We start from the raw sequence: 20,439 nt of genomic DNA, 5'->3' as shown, positions 1-20,439 counted from the left end.
GGCTGCGGGTCACCTCGGTCCGATGATGATGCGGCGATTGCGGAGTACGGGCAGCACGGTGCGGGCCCGGTCGATCCGGTCCTTGTCGGCGTCGACGACGAGCAGCGACCGCTCCTCCTCGCCGAGGGCGGCGCGCACCACGCCCAGCGGGTCGACGGCCATCGACATACCGATGCAGTCGGGGGTGGTGAGCGACGAGGCGACGACCCAGCAGGTGTTCTCGATGGCCCGGGTGCGTACCAGGGTCTGCCAGTGGTCTTCCTTGAGGGGGCCCTTCACCCAGGCCGCGGAGACGGCGAGGAGGTCGGCGCCCATCTCCACCAGGGACCGGGTGAACTCGGGGAAGCGGACGTCGTAGCAGTTGACGAGTCCGACGTTGAAGTCGCCGATCCGGACCACGACCGGGCCGGTGTCGCCGCGCTGGATGCGCCGCGACTCCTTGTAGTCGAAGGCGTCGTAGAGGTGCATCTTGCGGTAGAGGCCGATGACCTCGCCGGTGGCGTCCACGGCGGCCATGGTGTTGTACGGGAGGGCGGAGCCGCTGTCCTCGTAGCCCGCGGCGACGATCGCGACGCCGTGGGTCCGCGCGGTGCGGGAGAGCCCGTCGAGGAAGGGCTCCCAGTGGGCGGTGGCGAGGTCCCGGAGCGGGACCCCGGTCTCGTCGGAGACCTCGGAGGGGAGCATCGACTCCTCGGGGAAGACGACGAGTTCGGCGCCGGCGGCGGCGGCCTCGGCGGTCATCTCCTCGACGACCGCGAGATTGGCCGCCGCGTCTGCGGTGGGGGCGAACTGTGCTGCGGCGACCTTCACGGCCGGATCTCCTTGCTGGGGTGGTGGGGGCGGACCCGACCTCGGTCGGACCCGGTGGGCCGGGTGAGCCGGACAGGTCTGGTGGATCGGGCGGGCCCGGTGGGCCGGGCGGCGGTGGTCATTCGGCGAGCAGCCGGGCGCGGGCGGGGTTCCAGCCGGCGGTGACGGGGGCGCCGACGGCGAGCGCCCCGCGGTCCGCGCCGCCGGCCTCGGCGACCAGGGACGTCCCGTCGGCGAGGGTGAGGTGGTAGCGGGTGGCGTTGCCGAGGTAGACGATCTGCCGGAGGGTGCCTTCGAGGACGGCGTCGCAGCCGGGCGGGTTCTCCCCGGCGGGGGCGAGCCGGATGTTCTCGGGCCGCAGGGCGAGATGGGCCTCGGTGCCGTCGGGGATGTCGTGGCCCTCGGGTACGGGGATCCGGCCGAGGCCGGGGACGCCGATCGCGGTGCCGTCCACGGCGCCGGTGAGGAAGGTGGAGGTGCCGATGAAGTCGGCGACGAACCGGGTCGCGGGGCGTTCGTAGATCGCCTCCGGGGTGTCGACCTGGAGCACCCGGCCGCCGTCCATGACCGCGATGCGGTCGGACATGGTCAGGGCCTCCTCCTGGTCGTGGGTGACGGTCACGAAGGTCACCCCGACCTCGCGCTGGATCTTCTTCAGCTCCAGCTGCATCTCGGCCCGCAGCTTCTGGTCGAGCGCGCCCAGCGGCTCGTCGAGCAGCAGCAGGGACGGCCGTCCGATGAGGGCGCGGGCGATCGCGACCCGCTGCCGCTGGCCGCCGGAGAGCTGGGCGATCGACCGGTCGCCGTAGCCTTCGAGGCGGACCAGGGCGAGGGCTTCGCGGACCGCCCCGCCGATCTCCGCCCGGGGGCGGGACCTGCGGACCTTCAGCTCGAAGGCGACATTGTCGGCGACCGAGAGATGAGGGAAGAGGGCATAGCTCTGGAACAGCATGTTGAGGTCGCGCTTGTGGGGCGAGACGGAGGTGGCGGGGACGCCGCCGAGTTCGACGGTGCCCTCGGTGGGCGTCTCGAAGCCGGTAATCATCCGCATCAGGGTGGTCTTGCCGCAGCCGGAGGGCCCGAGGATGGAGAAGAACTCGTTGCGCCGGATGTCGAGGGTGACGTCCCGGACGGCCGGGGTGTCGCCGAAGGTCTTGCCCACGCCGGTGAGCCGTACGGCCGGGACACCGCGGTCCTGGGCCGCCGCCCCGGGGGCGGTCTTGGTTTCGGTGGTCATGGTCAGGACGCCTTCACCTTGGTCCAGCCCTGCTGGAAGTGCTTCATCGCGGTACCCGGGTCGAGCAGGAAGTCCGCCTTGGCGACGGCCGCGTCGGGGGCGTAGACCGCCGGGTTCTCCAGCGCCTTCTTGTCCTTCACGAACTCCCGCGCCTTGGCGTTGGCGCTGGCGCTGCCGCCGTCGTCGGTGGCCATGGCCGCGATCTCGGGGCGGAGCAGGAAGTTGATGAACTGGTAGGCGGCGTCGGTGTTCTTGGCGCCCTTGGGGATGGAGAGGCCGTCGGTCCAGAGGGAGCCGCCCTCATCGGGGAGCACGTACTCGACGTCCGGGTTGGCGGCGACGACCTTCGCCATCGCCGTACCGCTCCACGCCTGGGCCGCGCACGCCTGGCCGGAGGAGAGGAGCTGCGGGTAGTTGGTGGAGTTGTAGCCCGCGAGCATCTTCTTCTGGTCGGTGAGCGCCTCGGTGGCGGCCTCGATCTCGCCCTCGTCGGTGCTGGTGGCCCGGGATCCGGTGACCTGGAGGCCCGCGATGTACGCCGCCAGCATGTTGTCCAGCATGTAGACCTTGCCCTTGTGCTTCTCGTCGAAGAGCGTCTTCCAGCTGGTCGCCGACGGGATGCACTTCTTGTTGTACGCGAAGCCGGTGGTGCCCCAGATCCACGGGACGGAGTACTTGTTCCCGGGGTCGTACGACGGGTCGCGGAACTTGTCGGCGATGTTGTCGAGGCCCTTGATACGGGAGTGGTCCAGCGGCTGGATCAGCTTCTGCCCGACGAGCTGCTGCACGCTGTACTGGCTGGGCTCCACCAGGTCGTAGCCGGCCGAGCCCGAGCTGAGCTTGGCGGTCATGGTCTCGTTGCTGTCGAAGGTGTCGAGGGTGACGTCGATCCCGGTCTCCTGCTCGAACTTCTTCACCACGGTGTCGGGGATCTCCCCGGCCCAGGCGTAGACGTTGAGCTTCTTCCCGCCGCCGCCCGACGAGGATCCGGAGCCGCCGCAGCCGGTGGCGACGAGCGCGGTGACGGTGGCGACGGAGACCGCGAGGACGCCTCTGGAGACGCTTCTTGCGCGCATGGTGGTGCCTTTCGTACGGGGCGGACTGGCCGCGGGGAGGGAAGACCGGGGGCCGGGGGGCCGAAAGGGGAGGGGCCGAAAGGGAGGGGGCCGGGAGGCCGAAGGGGGAGGGGCGCGGGGGTCAGGAGCGGCCCGCGCCGAGCAGGACCCGGCGCATCTGCCGCAGTCCGACTCCGAGGATGATCAGCAGGGTGAAGAGCACCAGGAGGGTGCCCAGGGCGTTGATCTCGGGCGTGAGGCCGCCCTTGAGCATCGAGTAGACCCGCAGCGGCAGGGTGGTGCTGCCGACGCCGTTGGTGAAGGTCGACATCACGATGTTGCCGAACGAGATGGTGAAGCTGAGCAGCCACGCGGCCAGCAGCGGCTGCCGGAGCAGGGGCAGGGTGACCCGGCGGAACGCCTGCCAGGCGTTGCAGCCGAGGTCGGTGGCGGCCTCCTCCAGCGACGGGTCGAGCGCGTTGTAGGCGCCGAGGACGATCAGTGCCGCGTACGGGAGGGTCACCACCAGATGGCCCAGGACCAGGGTCTGCGTGCCGAGTTCCGCGCTCATCGCGCCGAAGACCGAGAGCAGGGCGACGCCCAGCACGATCTCCGGGATGATCAGCGGCAGGAAGAGCCCGCCGGAGAAGACCGCCTTGCCCCGGGACCGCAGCCGGGACATGCCCATCGCGGCGAGGAGTCCGCAGAGGGTGGCCAGGGTGGCGGAGATCAGCGCCGTCTCGGCGCTGACCCGCAGGGCGGCCAGCAGTTCGGTGTTCCGGGACAGCTCCCCGTACCAGCGGGTGCTGAATCCTGCCCACTTGTAGGTGACCTCGGAGTCGTTGAAGGAGAGCACGACCACGACGACGATGGGGATGTAGAGGAAGGCGATGACGCCGCGGGCGAGCCACGCGGTCACGGTGTCGAGGGTGTGCTTCATGCCGACTTCCTCCTCAGCCGCCGGGCGGCGAGTCCGAATACCGCCATCGAGGCCACCATCAGGAGCAGCAGCACCACGGACGCCGCGGCGCCCATCGGCTGGTTACGGAACTCGGTGTAGAGCGTGACGATGAGATTGCCGACCAGCTGGTCGCGTCCGCCGCCGAGCAGGACGGGGATGACGAACACGCCGAGGGTCGGGATGAAGGTGAGCAGCGCCGCCGCCAGCATCCCGGGCCTGGCGATGGGCAGCAGGACCCGGGTGTGCACCCGCCACCAGCCGCAGCCGAGGTCGCGGGCGGCCTCGCCGAGGGAGTTGTCGACGCCGCGCAGGGCCGCGTAGATCGGGAAGATCGCGGTGGGCAGGAAGGCGTACACGAGACCGACGAAGGAAGCGCCCTGGCTGGGGATCCACTGGGTGGCGCCGTCGGTGAACCCGATGGCGTCGGTGAGGCTGTTCACCGGGCCGCCGGGGCTCAGCAGATTGATCCAGGCGAAGGTGCGGACCAGGAAGTCGGTCCAGAACGGGACGATGATCAGCAGGAGCAGCAGCATCTGGCGCTGCGGGGAGCGGCTCGACAGGTAGTACGAGACGACGTAGCCGAGCACCAGGCAGACCGCGGTGTTCAGGGCTGCCATGCCCAGGCTGTAGGAGAAGACCTTGAGATAGACGGGGTCCATCAGGTCCTGGTAGTTCGCCAGGGTCCAGCCGCCCTGGATGCCGCCGTAGGCGTCGGCCGAGGCGAAGCTGTTCCGGATCACCAGGAGCAGCGGGACCAGGACCAGTCCGGCGACGGTGATCCCGGCGGGGGCGAGGAGCAGGGTCGTCACCGCGGCCCGGCGGGCGCGCGGCTCCCGGGCGGACGGGACGGGGGGCTCCCCGGGCCGCCGGGGCGTCGCGCCGGTGGTGGCCGCCGCGACCGTCACCGCGGTGCCCGGTGGGACGTCCGGTCGGGGGGAGGGGTGGTGTGCATGGCGCTGAACTCCTTGTCCGGGGGGCGGTTCCGGTCCGGGTCCCGGCCGCCGCCGGGCCCGTCGCGGTGGACGCGGCGGCCGGGCGGCGGAAGAGGGGGCCGGAGCCCGTTCGGCGGCCCTGGGCGGGACCGGCGGGGGCCGGGGTTTCGGTTGGGGAAAGCGTCGGTTAACCGACCCGGCGCCGGAAAGATGAAACCGAAACGAATCCCGTGGAAAGACCGCCTGATTTCCACGCATCTCGCAGCCCGGGATGTGACGGGCGCCATTTGGCGTGTCAGCAGGGCAGGTCCATGATGGTGCTGACAGTGCCCGCCCCCGACCCGACCGGAGGTCCCCCGGTGATCGACGACCTGGACCGCCAGATCATCGACCAGCTCAGGGTCGACGGCCGCCGCTCCTTCGCCGAGATCGGCCGGACGGTCGGTCTGTCGGAGGCGTCGGTACGAGCCCGTTACCAGCGGCTCCAGCGCAAGGGCGTCCTCCAGGTGGTGGGGATGACCGACGCGGTGCGGATGGGCGAGATGGAGGTCCATCTCGCGGTCCGGGTCCACCACATCCCGGTCGCCCTGGTCGCGCATGAGCTGTCCCGGATGCCGGAGGTGCGGTACGTCGCCTCCTGCGTCGGGCCCTACGACCTGATCGTGGACGTGCGCTGCCGGAATCTCGAACATCTCGCGGAGCTGCTGACGGAGCGGGTCCGCCGGGTCAACGGGGTCGCCCACGCCGAGGCGCTGACCGTGCTGGAGGTCATCAAGGACTCGTATCTGTGGGAGGGGTTCCGGGAGGTCCCGGTCCGGCCGGGGAAGCGGATCATCCCCGGCTGAGCGGGCGAGCGGGGCGCGAGCCGTACGGGCCCGGGAAGGCGCACGGGCCCGGGGTCACGAACGGACCGGGGACGCGAACGGGGCGGGGGCGCGAACAGGGCGGGGACGCGAACAGGGCGGGGACGCGAACAGGTCCGTACGGTACGGAAGGCGGCGAGGGACCGGGCCCGTACCGGCTACTCCTCCGCGACGCCCTGGCCCACGGCGCTCGCCAGCCCGCTCCAGGTGTAGTCCTTGAAGAGTTCGAGCAGCAGCAGGACCTGGACCCGGGAGACCCCCGGCAGCATCCGGATGTCGTCCAGCAGCTGGACCAGCTGGGCCTGGTCGCGGCAGGTGCCCTCCAGGAAGATGTCCTGGCTTCCGGCGCAGAGCGCGACATGGTTGATCATCGGCATTCCGGAGAGCGTTTTGGCCACCGCCCTCGGGGTGAGATCGCGGACGCGGATCATCAGCCGTACCGACTGGTGTCCCAGCCGCAGCGGATCGCAGAGCGCGACGATCCGCAGCACGCCGGCCTCCTGGAGCCTGGCCACCCGCTGGCGTACGGTGCCCTCGGAAACGCCCAGCTCACGGGCGAGGGCGGTATAAGGGGTCCGGCCGTCCCGGGTGAGTACGCGCACGATCCTGCGGTCCGTATCGTCCAGCACGCTCCCACCATGTCACCTTTGATGGCTTAAAACCGCCCCATGTGCCCTTGGTCACATATCCGAAATTCCGGCCGATCCGTGCCACCGGTCCGGCCGCGCGGCCATGCAACCTCCCCACTTCCCGCACACGGATGCGCGAGTACTACGGCGACGCGTAGCAGAATGGGCCCGTCGACGGGCCCGGATGATCGGCGAACCCCCGGCCCTGGCCGGAACCCGCTGCCGTAGGGCACGGGCGGTGAGGGCGGCGGGGGCGGGATCCGGCCATCGCGGTCCGCCGACGGCATGTGCAGAACCAAACGGGAGGGGATCCCGCCATGGCGTGGGACGAATGGGAACAGCTGAAGTCGGACGCAGTCGAGCGGCAGTCGACCCAGATGCAGTTGAACCGGGTGCCCGACGAGCCCGGCGACGGCAAGACGCTGTCCACGAACAGCCAGGGCGACCTCAAGGTCGACCAACAGCATCTGGCCAAGGTCGGCGACCAGGCCTTCGGGCTGTACAACCGGTTGTGGAACGAGGGCCGGGTGGCCGAGAAGACCACCGACTCGGCGGGGACGGACCTCTCGTCCCAGGGCTTCGATCTCGGCGGCGCGCTGACGCATGTGAGTATCAAATGGTCCTCGTCGCTCGCGGATCTGATGGACGCCTGCGCCCATATCTCCAACCACATGGACTTCACCAAGAACGCCCACGCCGGTGACGAGGTCTTCATCCAGCGCGAGATGAGCGGTATCGCCGCGCTCGAATCCGGTTTCGACGAGCGGGTCGGCCCGCCCGGCAAACGCAACGAGGTCTACGGCGACGGCGACGAGAAGAAGAAGGACGACAAGTAGATGGACTTCTCCGCACTTCTCGACGCCAACTTCAGCAAGCTCGACTCGGCGGTGACCGACTGGAGCACCCTCGTCAAGAATCTGAAGAACATCGACACGGCCGCCAACGAGGGGCTGAAGGCCACCGCCTACGGCGCCGACTGGCGGGGGGTGAACTCGGAGGTCTCCCGGAAGTTCATCGGCAAGACCGTCGGCGAGTTCGCCGACGCCCACACCCAGGCCGAGTCCATCCGCAATATCCTCAAGGACACCGCGGCCGAGCTGCGCGGCTTCAAGGGCGAACTGGACGAAGCGATAGCCGCGGCCCAGCGCCGCAATATCTCGGTCCGCCCCGACGGCGCCGGTTTCCTCGTCCGGGCCGCCGACGGCGACGCGGGGAAGGACGTCAAGCAGGGCGACGTCGACGGGGTGCGCGACCGGATCCAGGGGATCGTCTCCAAGGCCACCGAGAGCGACAGCACCGCGGCGCGCGTGCTGCGCACCCTGGCCGGACAGGCCGAGAAGGGCTTCGGCGAATCCTCGTACAAGGACCGGGACCAGGCGGCGAACGCCGTCAAGAAGGCCGAGGAACTGGCCGCCCTGGCGAAGAAGGACCCGAGCAAGCTGACCGCCGAGGAGTTCGACCGGCTGAACGCCGGGCTCGGCCAGTACAACGGCGACAGCCTCTTCGCGGAGACGTTCGCGCGGCAGCTCGGCGCGCAGGGCACCCTCGACTTCTGGGCCAAGCTCAACGACCCCAACGCCCGGGACTACCCGGCCGACGGCAAGCGTCTCGACCAGTACGACGAGCTGCAGAAGAACCTGAGCCTGACACTCGCCAACGCCACCCAGAGCCACTCCCCCGAGATGAAGGCCTGGAAGACGGACATGCTGATCGCGGTCGAGAAACCGGTCGGCGCCCTCAACGGGCTCTCCGGCTATGTGGTGATGAGCAACCTCATGCGCGCGGGCGACTTCGACGACGACTTCCTCAACAGCTACGGCACGGGGATGATGGCCAAGGAGCAGGAGGGCGTACGCGACGGCCGGCGGCCCGAACAGATCTGGGGCTACCACGGCGGCGGGCTCTGGCCGCACCTCAACTCCACCGGCACGGACTTCGGCTTCGACCCGATGACCGGCTATATGAAGGCGCTCTCCAACAGCCCCGACGCGGCGACCGCGTTCTTCAACGCGGAGTTCATCGACAAGGACGCCGAAGGCAACCCCTTCAAGCGCGACACCGACGACGACGGCAAGAAGGGCCATGTCGACCTCACCAACTTCCAGTACCTCTTCGAGGAGCGGGACTGGATGCGGGAGGAGGACTCCGAGGGCGAGCAGAGCATCTCGGGCAAGAACTATCTCGCCGCCGCCCTGGAGGCCGCGACGACCGGCCACCCGGCGGGCGAGCTGCCGACGTCGGAGACCGTGGCCCACTCCCCCGAGCAGGCGTCGCTCTACAAGAACGTCGTGGAGTCGGTGTCGGACAACCCCGACCGCCTCCTCAAGAACGGCTATATGTCGGACAGCTTCGGCCAGATGACCGCCGAGTACATGCCCGACATCAACCGCTCGTTCAGCGCCGGCGAGAAGGGCGAGGCGGATGTCTTCATCGCGCCCGGCGCGACCGCCGATCTCGACCAGGGCGACGCGACCCGCTTCCTGTACGCCCTGGGCCGCAACCCCGAGGGCTATGCGGCGGTCACCCTCGGCCAGCACAACTACACCTCCAACCTGCTCGAATACCACGCGGCCAACCCGGACGCCTTCATCAAGGACGACAAGGGCGTCACGGCCTCCCTGCGGTCCGCCGAGGTCATGGGCGAGGTGCAGGGCATCCTCGGCGGCGGTCGCGCCTACGAGGCCGAGGTGCGGGGCGGTGCGAGCGACGCCGAGTACAACGGCGCCCTGGACGCGGCCAGTACCTGGGGCGGCGCCCTCGCCGGTACCGGTATCGGTCTGATGGTGGCGCCGACCGCCGGTCCCGGCGCCATCGTCGCGGGCGAACTCGCGGGCACCTTCGCCGAGACGGCGATCAGCTCGATCACCGACGGTATGAAGAAGGACAGCACGGACGACGTGCTCTACCGGAACGGCCAGAAGTGGGACTCCACCCACGACGACACCTACCGGCTGCTGGAGCGGGAGGCCGCCGCCGCCGGCGAGACCGCGAAGAACCCCAACCCGGAGCTGGAGCGGACCATCGCCGCCGCCGCCGAGCGGGGCTTCGACCACGCGACGACGAATGTGAAGAACCACATCGACGGCGAGGCCGTCCCCAGGACCCTGGACACGGAGAATTGAAACCTCTCCCTCTTGAAGGAGGGGGATTCCTAGCTCACTTTGCCTGGCACCTAGCGGGTGGCAGGGCTTACAAGATCAGCACTAGCCGGGTTGAGACCAGCCCGGACGAGCATCACGCGGGCGGAGTTCTTGTCCCTGGGGGACACGGTTCCGCAGGCGGTGCACGTGTACGTTCTCTCGGAGAGGGGGAGGCGGTGCTTGGCTCTCGCTCCGCAGTGTGCGCAGTCCATGGTGGTGTGTGCGGGGTTGACGAGGTGCACGGTCCTGCCGTGCTTGCGGGCCATCTCGATCAGGGACGTCTTGGTGGCGCCGATCGCGGCGTCGGCCGCTTTGCGGGCCATGGTGGTCTTCGCGAGGAACTTCGGTTTGAAGTCCTCGACGGCGAGGTGGTCGAAGTCGCGTACGAGCCGCTTGGCCCACTTGCGTCCGGTGTCCTGCCGCCGGCGGGCGATCTTCTTCGACACCTTCGCCGCCGCCCTGCGGGCCTTCTTGTATCCCTTGGTGTCGGGCCGGTTCTTCGGGGTCCGGCGCCGGGCCGTCATCCGCTGGTAGTGCGCCAGCTTCGCGGCACCCTTCCTGCCGTACCGGGTGTGGGGGAGGTCGTGGGCGTTGCTGGTGGTGGTCGCGGTCTCCTTCACGCCCCAGTCGACCCCGATCACCGCGCCGGTTTCCGGCAGGGCCTGGGTCACGGCGGGAACGACGAAGGACGCGTACCAGTGCCCGAGGCTGTCGCGGTACACGCGCACGCTGGACGGCGGCTTGGGCAGATCCCGCGACCACACCACGGTCAGGGTGATCCCGCCTGCCAGGTACAGCCGTCCGTCCCTGATCCGGAAGCCCCGGATCGTGTAGTTCAGCGACGGCACGGCTTCACGCTTCCTCTTCGGCTTCGGCATCCCGGCCCGCCGCCGCACCGGGAGTCTCGCCCCGATGTCCCTGAGCGCCCTGGCACGGGACCTGGCGAAGTCCCGGACGATCTGCTGCTGCGGAACGCTGGAGCCCCCGCGCAGCCAGGACATCGAACGACGCGCCCCAGTAAGCATCTTGTCGAGCCGCGCCGGGCCGCACGTCGCCTTCTCCCCAGCCGCACGGCTGAGCCTGTGGACCTTGCGGGACATCGCCACGCACTCGTTCCACACCCAGCGACAGCGCCCCCACTCCGCCTCCAAAGCGGTACGGGCGGTGGACGACGGACGCAGCCGATAAGTGTACCGGGCGTACCCGGCCACTTCATCGGCCAACGCTGCAGTCACCATGCCCCAGAACCTAACAACCGCCACTGACAACGAAAGAGAGTGCAGGTCAGAACAGATGCGCAACGAACCCCGCCGCTTCGCGGCTCCGCTCCAAGAACCCATTCCTCCCCGGCCTGAAGGCCGGGGCCTCCTGGGAAAAATCAGGTGACGAGATGCGCAAGAGTGTGATCGCGGTGGCCGCCGCCACCGCCCTGGTGGTGGGCGGCGTCGTCTACTGGGCCGTCGGGGCGCCCTCGTCCGACGACGGCACCGCCGCCGTCGCGGCGGACCGGGTCTGCGCCCAGCTCGGGCCCGGCGAGCGGGCCGCGAAGACTCTGAACGAGGTCCTTCCGGGCCGGGGGGCGTACCGCTTCGAGGCCGAGACGGCGGAGCGCCGGGTCCGGAAGTCCGACGGCTACGCCACGGCCTGCCGGATCCAGGACGGCGACAAGAGGCTCGTCCTCGTCGCCCATACCGAGATGGTGGCCACCGAACCCGTCGCGGGATGGTTCTCCACCGTCCGGGCCAGGGACTACCCGGACGGGCAGATCCGGAACTTCGGCCCGGCGGACACCGGCCGCTCGTCCGGCCGGGCCGCGGCGATCCTGGTGCCGTGCGCGCCCACGAACCAGTCCCCCGAAGGCGCGCGCAGTCTGGGGGTGACGGTCCGGCTCCCGGCGGGCGTACGTCCGAAGGACACCGAGGAGGCCCGGAAGGCGGCCCAGGACCTGGCGCTCGCGATGGCCCGCCAGAGCCACCGGGACGCGGACTGCGACGTACCGGCGGGACTGCCGTCCTGAGCCGTCCTCAGCGGTACGGCGACGAGGCGACGAGGTACGCGAACGCGGCCGTTCCGGTCCCGGAGCGTCCGCGTTCGCGGTAGGAAGGACGGGCCGCCGGCGCGAGGGCGTCCGGCGGTCCGGTTGAGGGGAGCGACGGATGGGGCACGCGACGGAGCACACGGATGCGTTTCTGCGGCGGCGGCTCGCGCGCAGATTCGCGACGTACGACACCGACGGCGACGGCTTCGTGGAGCGCGGCGACTTCGAGGCGGCCGTCGACCGGCTGGGGGCGGCGTTCGGCCGGGCGCCGGACTGCGCGGCGCTGGGCCGGGTGCGGGTACTGAGTCTGGGGCTGTGGGAGCACCTGGCGGGGAACGCCGACCGGGACGGGGACGGCCGGATCACCGAGGAGGAGTACACGGCGGCCTTCGCGGCCGGTCTTCTGGTGACGCCCGCGTCGTTCGACGGGGCGTACCGGCCCTTCCTCGACGCGCTGATGGACGTGGTCGACGAGGACGGCGACGGCAGGCTGACCCGGGGCGAGCAGGTGCGGTGGACGGGGGCCCTGATGGGTCTTCCGGAGCCCGACGCGCGGGAGGTCTTCGGGCGGCTCGACACCGACGGGGACGGGCTGATCGGCCGGGACGACCTGTTGGAGGCGATCCGGGCGTACTACTTCGACGACGATCCGCACGGGCCCGGCGGCTGGCTGCTGGGACCGCTCGACCACTGAGAGCGGAAGAGGGCGGAAAGGACGGGAAAGAGCGGGAAAGAGCGACGGCCCGGCGGTGTACCGCCGGGCCGTCGTCCGTCGTGGAAACCGGGCCGGTTCAGCGGTAGTAGACCGCGGTCCGCCTGCCGTCGATCTCGTGGATCCGTACCGGGGTGTCGAACACCTCGGTGAGGATCTCGGCCCGCATCATCGCGTCGACCGTGTCGGACGCCGCGATCTTCCCGTCGCGCAGGGCGATGACATGGTCCGAGTAGGTGGCGGCGAAGTTGATGTCGTGCACGATCAGGACGACGGTCTTGCCCAGTTCGTCGGCGGCCCTGCGGAGCTGGCTCATCATCCGGACGGAGTGCTTCATGTCCAGGTTGTTGAGCGGCTCGTCGAGCAGGACGTAGCGGGTGTCCTGGGCGAGCACCATCGCGACATAGGCGCGCTGGCGCTGGCCGCCGGAGAGCTGGTCGAGATAGCGGTGCTGGAGGTCGCCGAGGTGCAGGAAGTCGAGGGACTCGTCGACCTTGGCGATGTCGTCCTTGGTGAGCCGGCCCCGGCTGTGCGGGAAGCGGCCGAAGGAGACCAGTTCGCGGACGGTGACCCGGGCGGTGAAGTGGTTCTCCTGGCGGAGGACGGACAGGATCCGGGCCACGTCGCGGGACTTGGCCCGGTGGACGTCGACGCCGTCGACGGTGACCGTCCCCGAGGTCGGTTCGGCGAGCCTGCCGATGATGGTCAGCAGGGTGGACTTCCCGGCGCCGTTCGGGCCGACGAGGGAGGTCACACCGCCCGCCGGGATGGTCCCGGAGACCGGTCCGAGCACGGTGTGGTCGCCGTACGACTTGCTGATGTCGGTGAACTCGATCACAGGGTGCCCTTCCGGAGGAGATGGAGGAGGAAGACCGCCCCGCCGAGGAACTCGATGACGACGGTGAGCATGCCGGAGGCGTAGAAGACGTGTTCCATCACGAACTGGCCGCCGACCAGGGTGAGCATGCCGATCAGGAATGCCAGGGGGAGGACGACGATATGCCGGTGGGTGCCCGCCATCTGGTGGGCGAGGATCGCGGTGACGAAGCCGAAGAAGGTCATCGGTCCGGCGAGCGCCGTGGCCATCGCGATCAGCAGGGAGACCATCAGCAGCATCACCGTCAGCTCGCGCTTGTGGGAGATGCCGAGGTTGGTGGCGGTGTCGCGGCCGAGGAGCAGGGCGTCGAGCCGGTAGCAGCGCTGGACGACGACGATGCCGACGGCCACACAGACCACGGTCGCCACCGGCAGATACGCCGGTTCGGCGCTGGTGAGGCGGCCGAAGAGCCGGGCCGACAGCACATCGAACTCGGCGGGTGACAGCAGCCGCTGGAGGAAGTCCGACAGGCTGCGGAAGGCGAGGCCGAGCACCACTCCGACCAGCAGCAGCACATGGAGGCTGCCGTTGCGGCCGGAGAAGAGCCAGCGGAAGAGCAGCATGGTGAAGCCGACCATCAGCAGGGTCTGGGTGATCAGCTTCGGCATGCCGTCGGTGACGGCGAGCACACCGCCGCCGAAAAAGGCCACCATCAGGGTCTGCATCAGGATGTAGACCGCGTCGAAGCCCATGATCGACGGGGTCAGGATCCGGTTGTGGGTGATGGTCTGGAAGACCACCGTGCCCACGGCGTGGCAGAACGCCACCACGGCCATGGTCCAGAAGACCATGAGCCGCCGCTCGAAGGCGAAGTCGAACGAGCCCTCGATGAAGAGGAAGAGATAGCAGAGCGCGGCGGCGGCGGTGAGGGCGGCCGCGACGGCGATCCGCGCGACCGGCGGGAGCTTGCGGCGGCCCGGGGCGGCGGCCTTCGCGGCGGCCGGGGCCGCGGTGGGCGCGGTGGGCGCTGTGGTCTCAGACATGCATCTTCTCCCGCTGACGCAGAATCATCGCGACGAACACGATCGCGCCGACGGCGCCGAGTACCACCGTCGCCGGGATCTCCAGCGGGAAGACGACGGTCCGCCCGACGAGATCGCAGGCGATCATCAGCGCCACACTGGAGAGCACCACCCACGGCAGATTGGCGCGGACGTCGTCGCCGCGCGCCATCGAGACCAGGTTGGGGACGATCAGCCCGAGGAACGGGATGAAGCCGACGACGACGGTGGTCACGCCGGTGGCCAGGGCGACCATCACCAGACCGGTGAAGAGGATCCGGCGGTACGGGAGCCCCAGGCTGGTGGCCGTGTCCCGGCCGAGGCCGGCGATGGTGAACCGGTCGGCGAGGAAGTACAGCCCGACGACGATGGCGCCGACCACCCACAGGGGTTCGTAGTTGCCGCGGACGATGGAGCTGAATCCGCCGGAGCGCCAGGTGGCGAGCATCTGGAGCAGATTCTCCGACGAGGCGATGTAGAGGGTCACCGAGCCGACCAGCGCGCCCAGCATGATGCCGACGATCGGCACGATGACCTGGGACTTGAGCGCGATCCGGCCCAGCACGATCAGAAAGACGAGGGCTCCGGCGAAGGCGAAGGCGCTGGCGGTGGCCATCTTCACCAGGGGCGAGGCGGCCGGGGTGAACAGGGTGAGGAGCAGGATGCCGAGGGCGGCCCACTCGCTGGTGCCGGTGGTCGTCGGCTCCACGAAGCGGTTCTGGACCAGCATCTGCATGATCACACCGGAGACGGCCATCGCGGCCGCCGCCAGGACGAGGGCGAGGGTTCGCGGCACCCGGGAGATGAAGAACATCTCGCGTTCGTCGGGGTCGGTGAAGAGACCGCGCAGGTCGATGTCGTAGCCGCCGACGAAGAGGGACGTGGTGACCAGGGCGAGGACACCGAGCGTGGCCAGCAGCAGGGGTATTCGGCGCATCGGGCTTCCGGTACGGGTGGAGGTGCGCGGCCGCCCCGGCCCCTTGTCGGGGGCCGGGGCGTACGGCGTGGAAGGGATCAGCCGGCGGCGTTGAAGGCGGTCGCGACCTGGCCGAAGGCGTCGGTGTACGCCTGGATGCCCTCGGTCAGGTAGAAGTCGTTGTCCAGGTAGATGACCTGGTCCTTGGTGCGGAACGTGGTCTTGTCCCAGGCGTCCATGCCCTCGATGACCTTCTTCGCGGCGACGGCCTCGGTGCCCTCCTTGGCGCCCACGGCGGCGTCGCGGTCGAGGACGATCATCCAGTCGGGGTTGAGCTTGGCGATCGTCTCGGGGGCGAGCCCGGAGTCGTTGTGCACGGAGGTGCTGTCCTCGTCGCCGGCGCTGAGGACGTTCTTCAGGTTCAGCGGCTGGGCGAGGCGGCCGATCCGGCTGGCGCCGTTGTCGACCTTGCCGGCGCTGGCGACGGCGAGGAAGACCTTCTCGCCGTTGGTGGACTTGACGGCGTCCTGCTCGGCCTTGGTGAGGGCGCCGACGATCTCCTTGGCCTTGGCGTCCTGGCCGAAGACCTTGCCGAGCGTCTCCGTCTGGGACTTGAGGGCGTTGACGTAGCCGCCCTTGGCCTCGTCGGACGGGGCCACGTCGATCGTCTTGGCGATCTTGGCCAGCTTGGCGTGGTGGTCGGTGAAGCGGTAGCCACCGACGATCAGGTCGGGCGCGCTCGCGTTCAGGGCCTCGAACTTGGGCTCGCGGTGGGTGCCGACGTCCTTGATGGAGGAGTCGTTCTTCCAGTCGTCGAAGCCCTCGTTCGGCAGCAGCCCCTTCGGCACGGCGACCGGCTTGATGCCGAACGCCTTCAGCGTGAGGAAGGAGGTGTTGTCGAGCGCGGCGACACGGGCGGGCTTGAGCGGGACCTTCATCTCACCCTTGGCGGTCGTGATGGTGACCTCGCCCTGGCTCTTGGCCGAATCCGACTTCTCATCGGACTTGCCACAGGCGCTGAGCACCAGACCGGCGCACAGGACCGTACTGGTCACAACGACGCTCTTGCGGAAACGGACGGTACGCACGACGGACGACTCCTCGGACGGACAGGCAGCCCCGACGCCGGGCGGCGATGGGGCTGCGAAGACGCACTGCTTTGCTTAGCCTAACCTAACTTTTAGCCCTTCTTGACCGTGGGTTGCGTATCAAATCGGCATACGTCCAGCCCGGGAGCGCCCGGTTGGCAGCGCCGGGAGCAGCGCCGGTGCCGGGGGCGGACCCGTCTCCGGCGCCGTAGGGGACCCATACGTTTTCGGCCACGACGGCGATCACACGGCGGGACGGGGTCAGCCCCGGCGGCGTGCGCGGTGTGCGTGGCGTGAGCAGTGTGCGTGGTGTGCGTGGCGTGAGCGGTGTGCGCGGCGTGCGTGGCGTGAGCGGTGTGCGCGGCGTCTGCGCGCTCTCGCGGTACGCGACCGGCGCCGCCAGTACCGGAGCCCGCGGAGGACCCACAGCCACCACACCCATCTCCGCAGCAGCAGGAGCGTCCACCGCGGCCACGGGCCCCGCAGGCGCCCCGAGCGTCTTCCCGGCCGTATCCGCATACTCGGCCCACCTCCCGGCGTCGTTGCCCGCCCGCGGTCCTCGCGGACGGCGTCCTCACCGGTTCCGTACGCCCCACGGGTACCCCACCGCGCGGCCCGCACCCGCCGGATCGGTGGCCGGGGCGCGCGGGACCGATGAGTTCCGCCGGGGCGCCGGGTCCGTACTGCGGGAACCGTTACCGCGAGAGACGATCAGCCGCACCCGAGGAGCTCACCATGACCGCCACGTACACCTTCGACGTCTTCTCCAGCCTGGACGGCTTCGGCTCCTACGGCGGCGGCGGGGACTGGGGCGGCTACTGGGGCAAGCAGGGCCCCGAACTCCTCGACCACCGTCTCGCCCAGTTCGGCGCGGACCAGCGGATGGTCTTCGGGGCCAACACCTACCGGGAGTTCGTCCGCCTGCTGGACCCGGAGACCGGGGAGACCGCCGTGGGCGACCCCTGGGTCACCCGGATGACGAGCCTGCCGGCGACGGTGGTCTCGACGACCCTGGACGAGCCGCTCGACTGGCCGGGAAAGGCGAGCGTCGCCCGCGGGGACGCCGTCGACGTCGTCGCCCGGCTCAAGGAGGAGTCCCCGGTGCCACTGCGCTCGCACGGCAGCCTGTCGATGAACCGGGCGCTGATGGCCGCCGGGCTGGTCGACCGCGTCCAGGTGACGATCTTCCCGGTCCTCACCGGACTGACCGGTACGGCCCCGGTCTTCCGGGGCGCCGCCGACTTCGATCTCGAACTGCTCGAACACCGGACCCTCGACGGCCGTATCCAGGAACTCGTCTACCGGCCCGCCCTCCACATCTGAGTCCGTCCGCGCCCGCCGCCGGGCGCGACGGTGTGGTTCTTCCCGCGACCCGGACCCGGACCCCGCGCCCCGGACCCGGACCCCGGACCCGCCGGTCCCGCCCCCTTGGATCAGCCGAGGCCGTCGAGGGACTCGGGGAGCGTCTGACCGCCGTCGACGGTGAGCGTCTGGCCGGTGATGAACGAGGCCTCGTCGGAGGCGAGGAACATCACCGCGTGCGCGATATCGGCGGTCTCGCCGACCCGGCCGGCCGGAATCGCGGCGACCATCCGCTCCAGGTACTCCTCCCCAAGTCCTGCCAGTCCCTCGGTCCGCACATTGCCGGGCAGTACGGCGTTGACGGTGATCCCGGCCTTCGCCAGCTCCAGCGCCGCGCTCCGTACGAACCCGAGCTGCCCGGCCTTGCTCGCCCCGTAGTGGGACCAGCCGGGGTAGCCGGTGACGGGTCCGGTGATGGAGGAGGTCAGGACGACCCGGCCGTGTCCGGCGCGTTCCATGGCGGGCAGGAACGCCTTCGTCACCAGGATCGACCCGCGCAGGTTCACGGCCAGGACCTCGTCCACGTCGGCGGCCGTCATCTCCCGCAACGGCTTCCCGGGAAAGATCCCGGCGTTGGCGCACACCACGTCCACGTGCCCGTGCCGCCGTTCGACTTCCTCGGCCAGCGCCTCCATGGCGTCCGGGTCCCGCAGATCGAGCCCGAGACCGGTCACCCGCCCGCCGGTCGCGGCGGAGAGTTCACCGGCGGCCTCCCGGGCGACCCCTTCGTCCCGCCCGGTCAGGGCGACGGCCGCCCCACGGGCCGCGAACAGCTCCGCGATGCCCCGCCCGATCCCCCGGGTCGCCCCCGTCACCACCACGGACCTCTGACGCCAGTCGGTACCGGTCATCCGCTCCCACGCTCCCTCTCGATGGTCCACGCGTCCGCCGCGATGGACACAACCATGATCATCACCGTACGGCCCCGGCCCCGATCCCGGCCGGGAACAGGGCGGACCGACCGAAAAGAGCCGGTGCCGCGCACTGGGACCCGACCCGGCGACCCGATGACCCGCCCCATGGTCGGCGAGGCGCGGGCACGGTAGCGTCGTGGTGAACGAGCCGTGGGCGCGGGCCCGTTGGGCTGTCGAGGGATCAGGGGGCGTACATGCGGCGTCGGCAACTCCGCCGGCCGGGGATGGTGGCGGTGGCCGGGCTCGTGGTGGCCTTGGTGGCCGGGGCCTCGGGATGCGGACTCAACGGGGACTCCTTCGACGACAACAGCGCGCTCTCCGGGAAGATCACCTCCGTCCTGCTGGACGACACCGGCGCCGATGTCACGGTCAAGGGGACGTCGGGCACCCGGAGCCTCACCCTCGAACGCCGGGTGGAGTACCGCGACGACCGCCCGAAGAAGCCCACGCACCGGATCGAGAACGGGGTACTGGTCCTCGGCGGCTGCGGCCGTGACTGCTCGGTCGAGTACGAGGTCGAGGTCCCCGAGGGCACCCCCGTCCGGGGCGAGATGTCCAAGGGCACGGTCAAGCTCTCCCGGGTCGGCGCGGTCAAGGTGACCACGAAGTCGGGCCGGATCGAGATGAACGGGGTCAAGGGCGCGGTCGAGGTGAAGACCTCCAAGGGCCGGATCACCGGACGGAACATCCAGGGCAACCGGATCACGGCCGCCGCGGGCGACGGCACGGTCCATCTGACGGTACGCACCCCGGCGAGCGTGACGGCCACGACGGACGGCGGCCGGATCAGTCTGCGGGTGCCGAAGGCGCGCTACCAGGTGGCCGTCGCGTCCGACGGCGGCGACAAGAACGTCGATATCGCGCACGATCCGCGCGGACGCCACAAGATCACGCTGAAGACGAAGGACGGCGACATCACCCTCAGGGACTCCTGACCCGCCCCGGCGGCCGGAAAGGCCCCGGCGGCCGGAGAGGCGCCAGCGGCCGGAGAGCCGCCCGTCACTCCCCTGGACGACAGCACCACCGGGCTCCGGCGGGGCTTCCAGCCCTGCCGGGGCACGGATTCCGGGCGGTCGCGTGACCGGAGGGTCACGGCCTCCGGCGAGCGCGGCAGGGGGTGCCGGGTGCCATCCTGACCGAGGCGAAGCGGGGGAATTCCGGTGAGAGGAGTTCTGTCATGTGGCACCGGAAGGCAGCGTTCACCATCGCGGCGGCCCTCGGGCTCGGTCTGGGTCTTCCCGGGCTGTCCGGTACGGCTCAGGCGGCACCCACCTGCAATCCCGGCGAGACCTGCTACGTCTCGTACTGGGACCAGTACGACCGGGAGTACGACATCCCCAACCCGGACACGTACTTCTGCTACCCGACGCCCGACGGCGCGGTGAAGGGCTACAACCACACCGGAATGAAGGTCTACCTCTACCGGTACAGCGCCGCGTGCGAGGGCGCGCCCGACGCCATTCTCGATCCGGGCTACTCGTGGACCGGCCCGAGCACCCCCTATCTGTCGTTCGACTTCGTCGGCTACGTCCCCTGACGGACACACCCGGCAGGACCCGGACACCCGCGACGCCCCGCATTCCCTCCGGATGCGGGGCGTTGTCACGCGGCGGAGAATGAAAGGGCGAGGTCCTTTCTTTCGGCCTGGAACGGCCGACGTCAGGAGCGTCCGACATGGGCCGGGAGCGCGACGAACACGACGAGCGCGAGGGGCGGGCCAGCCACGACGTCCGTCTCCCCGGGTTCGTCCACGAGGACGCGATCGGCCTGGGGGATCTGGTCGGCCGGGCGACGAGCGCCGTGGGCGTACGCCCGTGCGGCGGCTGTTCCCGCCGGGCCCGGCGGATGAACGAATGGGTCACCTTCTCCAAGCGGCGCCGCTGACTGGGGGGCGGCCTGCCGAC

The 20,439-nt window shown here is 70.1% G+C and carries 21 protein-coding genes; 9 read left to right on the top strand and 12 right to left on the bottom strand.

What is annotated here, in order from left to right; genetic code table 11:
* Positions 1 to 9: 9 nt before the first annotated feature.
* The 5 genes from ACFXG1_RS04470 to ACFXG1_RS04450 all read right to left on the bottom strand — a co-directional run bounded on the left by ACFXG1_RS04470 (position 10) and on the right by ACFXG1_RS04450 (position 4,968).
* Positions 10 to 810 carry a carbon-nitrogen hydrolase family protein gene (locus ACFXG1_RS04470; protein ID WP_384714607.1) on the bottom strand — a complete coding sequence of 267 codons (801 nt, stop codon included), beginning with the start codon at positions 808 to 810 and terminating at the stop codon, positions 10 to 12.
* Positions 811 to 928: 118 nt separating this feature from the next.
* The gene (locus ACFXG1_RS04465; protein ID WP_384714611.1) at positions 929 to 2,047 is read right to left on the bottom strand and encodes an ABC transporter ATP-binding protein; all 1,119 of its coding nucleotides are present in this window, start codon (positions 2,045 to 2,047) and stop codon (positions 929 to 931) included.
* Between the two features lie 2 nt (positions 2,048 to 2,049).
* Entirely contained in the window at positions 2,050 to 3,123 is a 1,074-nt protein-coding gene (locus ACFXG1_RS04460) for a PotD/PotF family extracellular solute-binding protein (protein ID WP_384714614.1), read from the bottom strand.
* A 121-nt stretch (positions 3,124 to 3,244) separates the two neighbouring features.
* Positions 3,245 to 4,042, bottom strand: a complete 798-nt coding sequence (locus ACFXG1_RS04455) for an ABC transporter permease (RefSeq protein WP_384714617.1) — start codon at positions 4,040 to 4,042, stop codon at positions 3,245 to 3,247.
* Positions 4,039 to 4,968, bottom strand: coding sequence for an ABC transporter permease (locus tag ACFXG1_RS04450; RefSeq protein WP_384740911.1), 930 nt, complete (start codon positions 4,966 to 4,968; stop codon positions 4,039 to 4,041). Before ACFXG1_RS04450 ends, ACFXG1_RS04455 begins: the two co-directional genes overlap by 4 nt.
* 338 nt (positions 4,969 to 5,306) lie before the next feature.
* Here ACFXG1_RS04450 and ACFXG1_RS04445 point away from each other — a divergent pair, with 338 nt between their 5' ends.
* Positions 5,307 to 5,840, top strand: a complete 534-nt coding sequence (locus ACFXG1_RS04445) for an Lrp/AsnC family transcriptional regulator (RefSeq protein ID WP_384740908.1) — start codon at positions 5,307 to 5,309, stop codon at positions 5,838 to 5,840.
* A gap of 176 nt (positions 5,841 to 6,016) precedes the next feature.
* Here ACFXG1_RS04445 and ACFXG1_RS04440 read toward each other — a convergent pair whose 3' ends face one another.
* Positions 6,017 to 6,487, bottom strand: coding sequence for an Lrp/AsnC family transcriptional regulator (locus tag ACFXG1_RS04440; protein ID WP_384716986.1), 471 nt, complete (start codon positions 6,485 to 6,487; stop codon positions 6,017 to 6,019).
* Between the two features lie 317 nt (positions 6,488 to 6,804).
* On the opposite strand from ACFXG1_RS04440, the gene ACFXG1_RS04435 reads away from it, so the two are divergent.
* Both ACFXG1_RS04435 and ACFXG1_RS04430 read left to right on the top strand, forming a co-directional pair.
* Positions 6,805 to 7,323, top strand: a complete 519-nt coding sequence (locus tag ACFXG1_RS04435) for a hypothetical protein (RefSeq protein WP_384716989.1) — start codon at positions 6,805 to 6,807, stop codon at positions 7,321 to 7,323.
* Positions 7,324 to 9,609, top strand: coding sequence for a hypothetical protein (locus ACFXG1_RS04430; protein ID WP_384716992.1), 2,286 nt, complete (start codon positions 7,324 to 7,326; stop codon positions 9,607 to 9,609).
* Positions 9,610 to 9,659: 50 nt separating this feature from the next.
* Here the strand turns inward: ACFXG1_RS04430 and ACFXG1_RS04425 are convergent, their stop codons facing one another.
* Positions 9,660 to 10,865 carry an RNA-guided endonuclease InsQ/TnpB family protein gene (locus tag ACFXG1_RS04425; RefSeq protein ID WP_384716995.1) on the bottom strand — a complete coding sequence of 402 codons (1,206 nt, stop codon included), beginning with the start codon at positions 10,863 to 10,865 and terminating at the stop codon, positions 9,660 to 9,662.
* A gap of 152 nt (positions 10,866 to 11,017) precedes the next feature.
* Here ACFXG1_RS04425 and ACFXG1_RS04420 point away from each other — a divergent pair, with 152 nt between their 5' ends.
* Positions 11,018 to 11,644 carry a hypothetical protein gene (locus tag ACFXG1_RS04420; RefSeq protein WP_384716998.1) on the top strand — a complete coding sequence of 209 codons (627 nt, stop codon included), beginning with the start codon at positions 11,018 to 11,020 and terminating at the stop codon, positions 11,642 to 11,644.
* A 139-nt stretch (positions 11,645 to 11,783) separates the two neighbouring features.
* Positions 11,784 to 12,359: an EF-hand domain-containing protein gene (locus tag ACFXG1_RS04415; RefSeq protein ID WP_384740903.1), complete on the top strand. Its 576-nt coding sequence runs from the start codon at positions 11,784 to 11,786 to the stop codon at positions 12,357 to 12,359.
* Between the two features lie 97 nt (positions 12,360 to 12,456).
* Here the strand turns inward: ACFXG1_RS04415 and ACFXG1_RS04410 are convergent, their stop codons facing one another.
* The 4 genes from ACFXG1_RS04410 to ACFXG1_RS04395 form a co-directional block, all read right to left on the bottom strand.
* Positions 12,457 to 13,215, bottom strand: coding sequence for an ABC transporter ATP-binding protein (locus tag ACFXG1_RS04410; RefSeq protein ID WP_384714073.1), 759 nt, complete (start codon positions 13,213 to 13,215; stop codon positions 12,457 to 12,459).
* The gene (locus tag ACFXG1_RS04405; RefSeq protein ID WP_384714076.1) at positions 13,212 to 14,237 is read right to left on the bottom strand and encodes an iron chelate uptake ABC transporter family permease subunit; all 1,026 of its coding nucleotides are present in this window, start codon (positions 14,235 to 14,237) and stop codon (positions 13,212 to 13,214) included. Before ACFXG1_RS04405 ends, ACFXG1_RS04410 begins: the two co-directional genes overlap by 4 nt.
* Entirely contained in the window at positions 14,230 to 15,192 is a 963-nt protein-coding gene (locus tag ACFXG1_RS04400; protein ID WP_384714078.1) for an ABC transporter permease, read from the bottom strand. The genes ACFXG1_RS04405 and ACFXG1_RS04400 overlap by 8 nt, the downstream gene beginning before the upstream one ends.
* Before the next feature lie 77 nt (positions 15,193 to 15,269).
* A complete protein-coding gene (locus tag ACFXG1_RS04395; RefSeq protein WP_384714081.1) occupies positions 15,270 to 16,259 on the bottom strand; it encodes an ABC transporter substrate-binding protein in 990 nt (329 codons plus the stop codon).
* Positions 16,260 to 16,994: 735 nt separating this feature from the next.
* On the opposite strand from ACFXG1_RS04395, the gene ACFXG1_RS04390 reads away from it, so the two are divergent.
* A complete protein-coding gene (locus ACFXG1_RS04390) occupies positions 16,995 to 17,582 on the top strand; it encodes a dihydrofolate reductase family protein (protein WP_384714084.1) in 588 nt (195 codons plus the stop codon).
* Between the two features lie 110 nt (positions 17,583 to 17,692).
* On the opposite strand, the gene fabG is transcribed toward ACFXG1_RS04390, so the two are convergent.
* Positions 17,693 to 18,472 carry a 3-oxoacyl-ACP reductase FabG gene (gene fabG, locus ACFXG1_RS04385; protein WP_384714086.1) on the bottom strand — a complete coding sequence of 260 codons (780 nt, stop codon included), beginning with the start codon at positions 18,470 to 18,472 and terminating at the stop codon, positions 17,693 to 17,695.
* Between the two features lie 257 nt (positions 18,473 to 18,729).
* Here fabG and ACFXG1_RS04380 point away from each other — a divergent pair, with 257 nt between their 5' ends.
* The 3 genes from ACFXG1_RS04380 (at position 18,730) to ACFXG1_RS04370 (ending at position 20,419) form a co-directional block, all read left to right on the top strand.
* Positions 18,730 to 19,470, top strand: a complete 741-nt coding sequence (locus ACFXG1_RS04380) for a DUF4097 family beta strand repeat-containing protein (protein WP_384714089.1) — start codon at positions 18,730 to 18,732, stop codon at positions 19,468 to 19,470.
* A 242-nt stretch (positions 19,471 to 19,712) separates the two neighbouring features.
* Positions 19,713 to 20,072, top strand: a complete 360-nt coding sequence (locus tag ACFXG1_RS04375; protein WP_384714092.1) for a hypothetical protein — start codon at positions 19,713 to 19,715, stop codon at positions 20,070 to 20,072.
* A 137-nt stretch (positions 20,073 to 20,209) separates the two neighbouring features.
* Complete coding sequence (locus ACFXG1_RS04370) at positions 20,210 to 20,419, top strand: hypothetical protein (protein ID WP_384740896.1); 210 nt, start codon at positions 20,210 to 20,212, stop codon at positions 20,417 to 20,419.
* Positions 20,420 to 20,439: the final 20 nt, after the last annotated feature.

The organism is Streptomyces sp. NPDC059248 (genome assembly GCF_042753905.1).
In the GTDB taxonomy this organism is placed as follows: Bacteria; Actinomycetota; Actinomycetes; order Streptomycetales; family Streptomycetaceae; genus Streptomyces.
The sequence above is the reverse complement of the archived record's forward strand: the minus strand, read 5'-3'. Positions and strand labels throughout refer to the sequence as shown.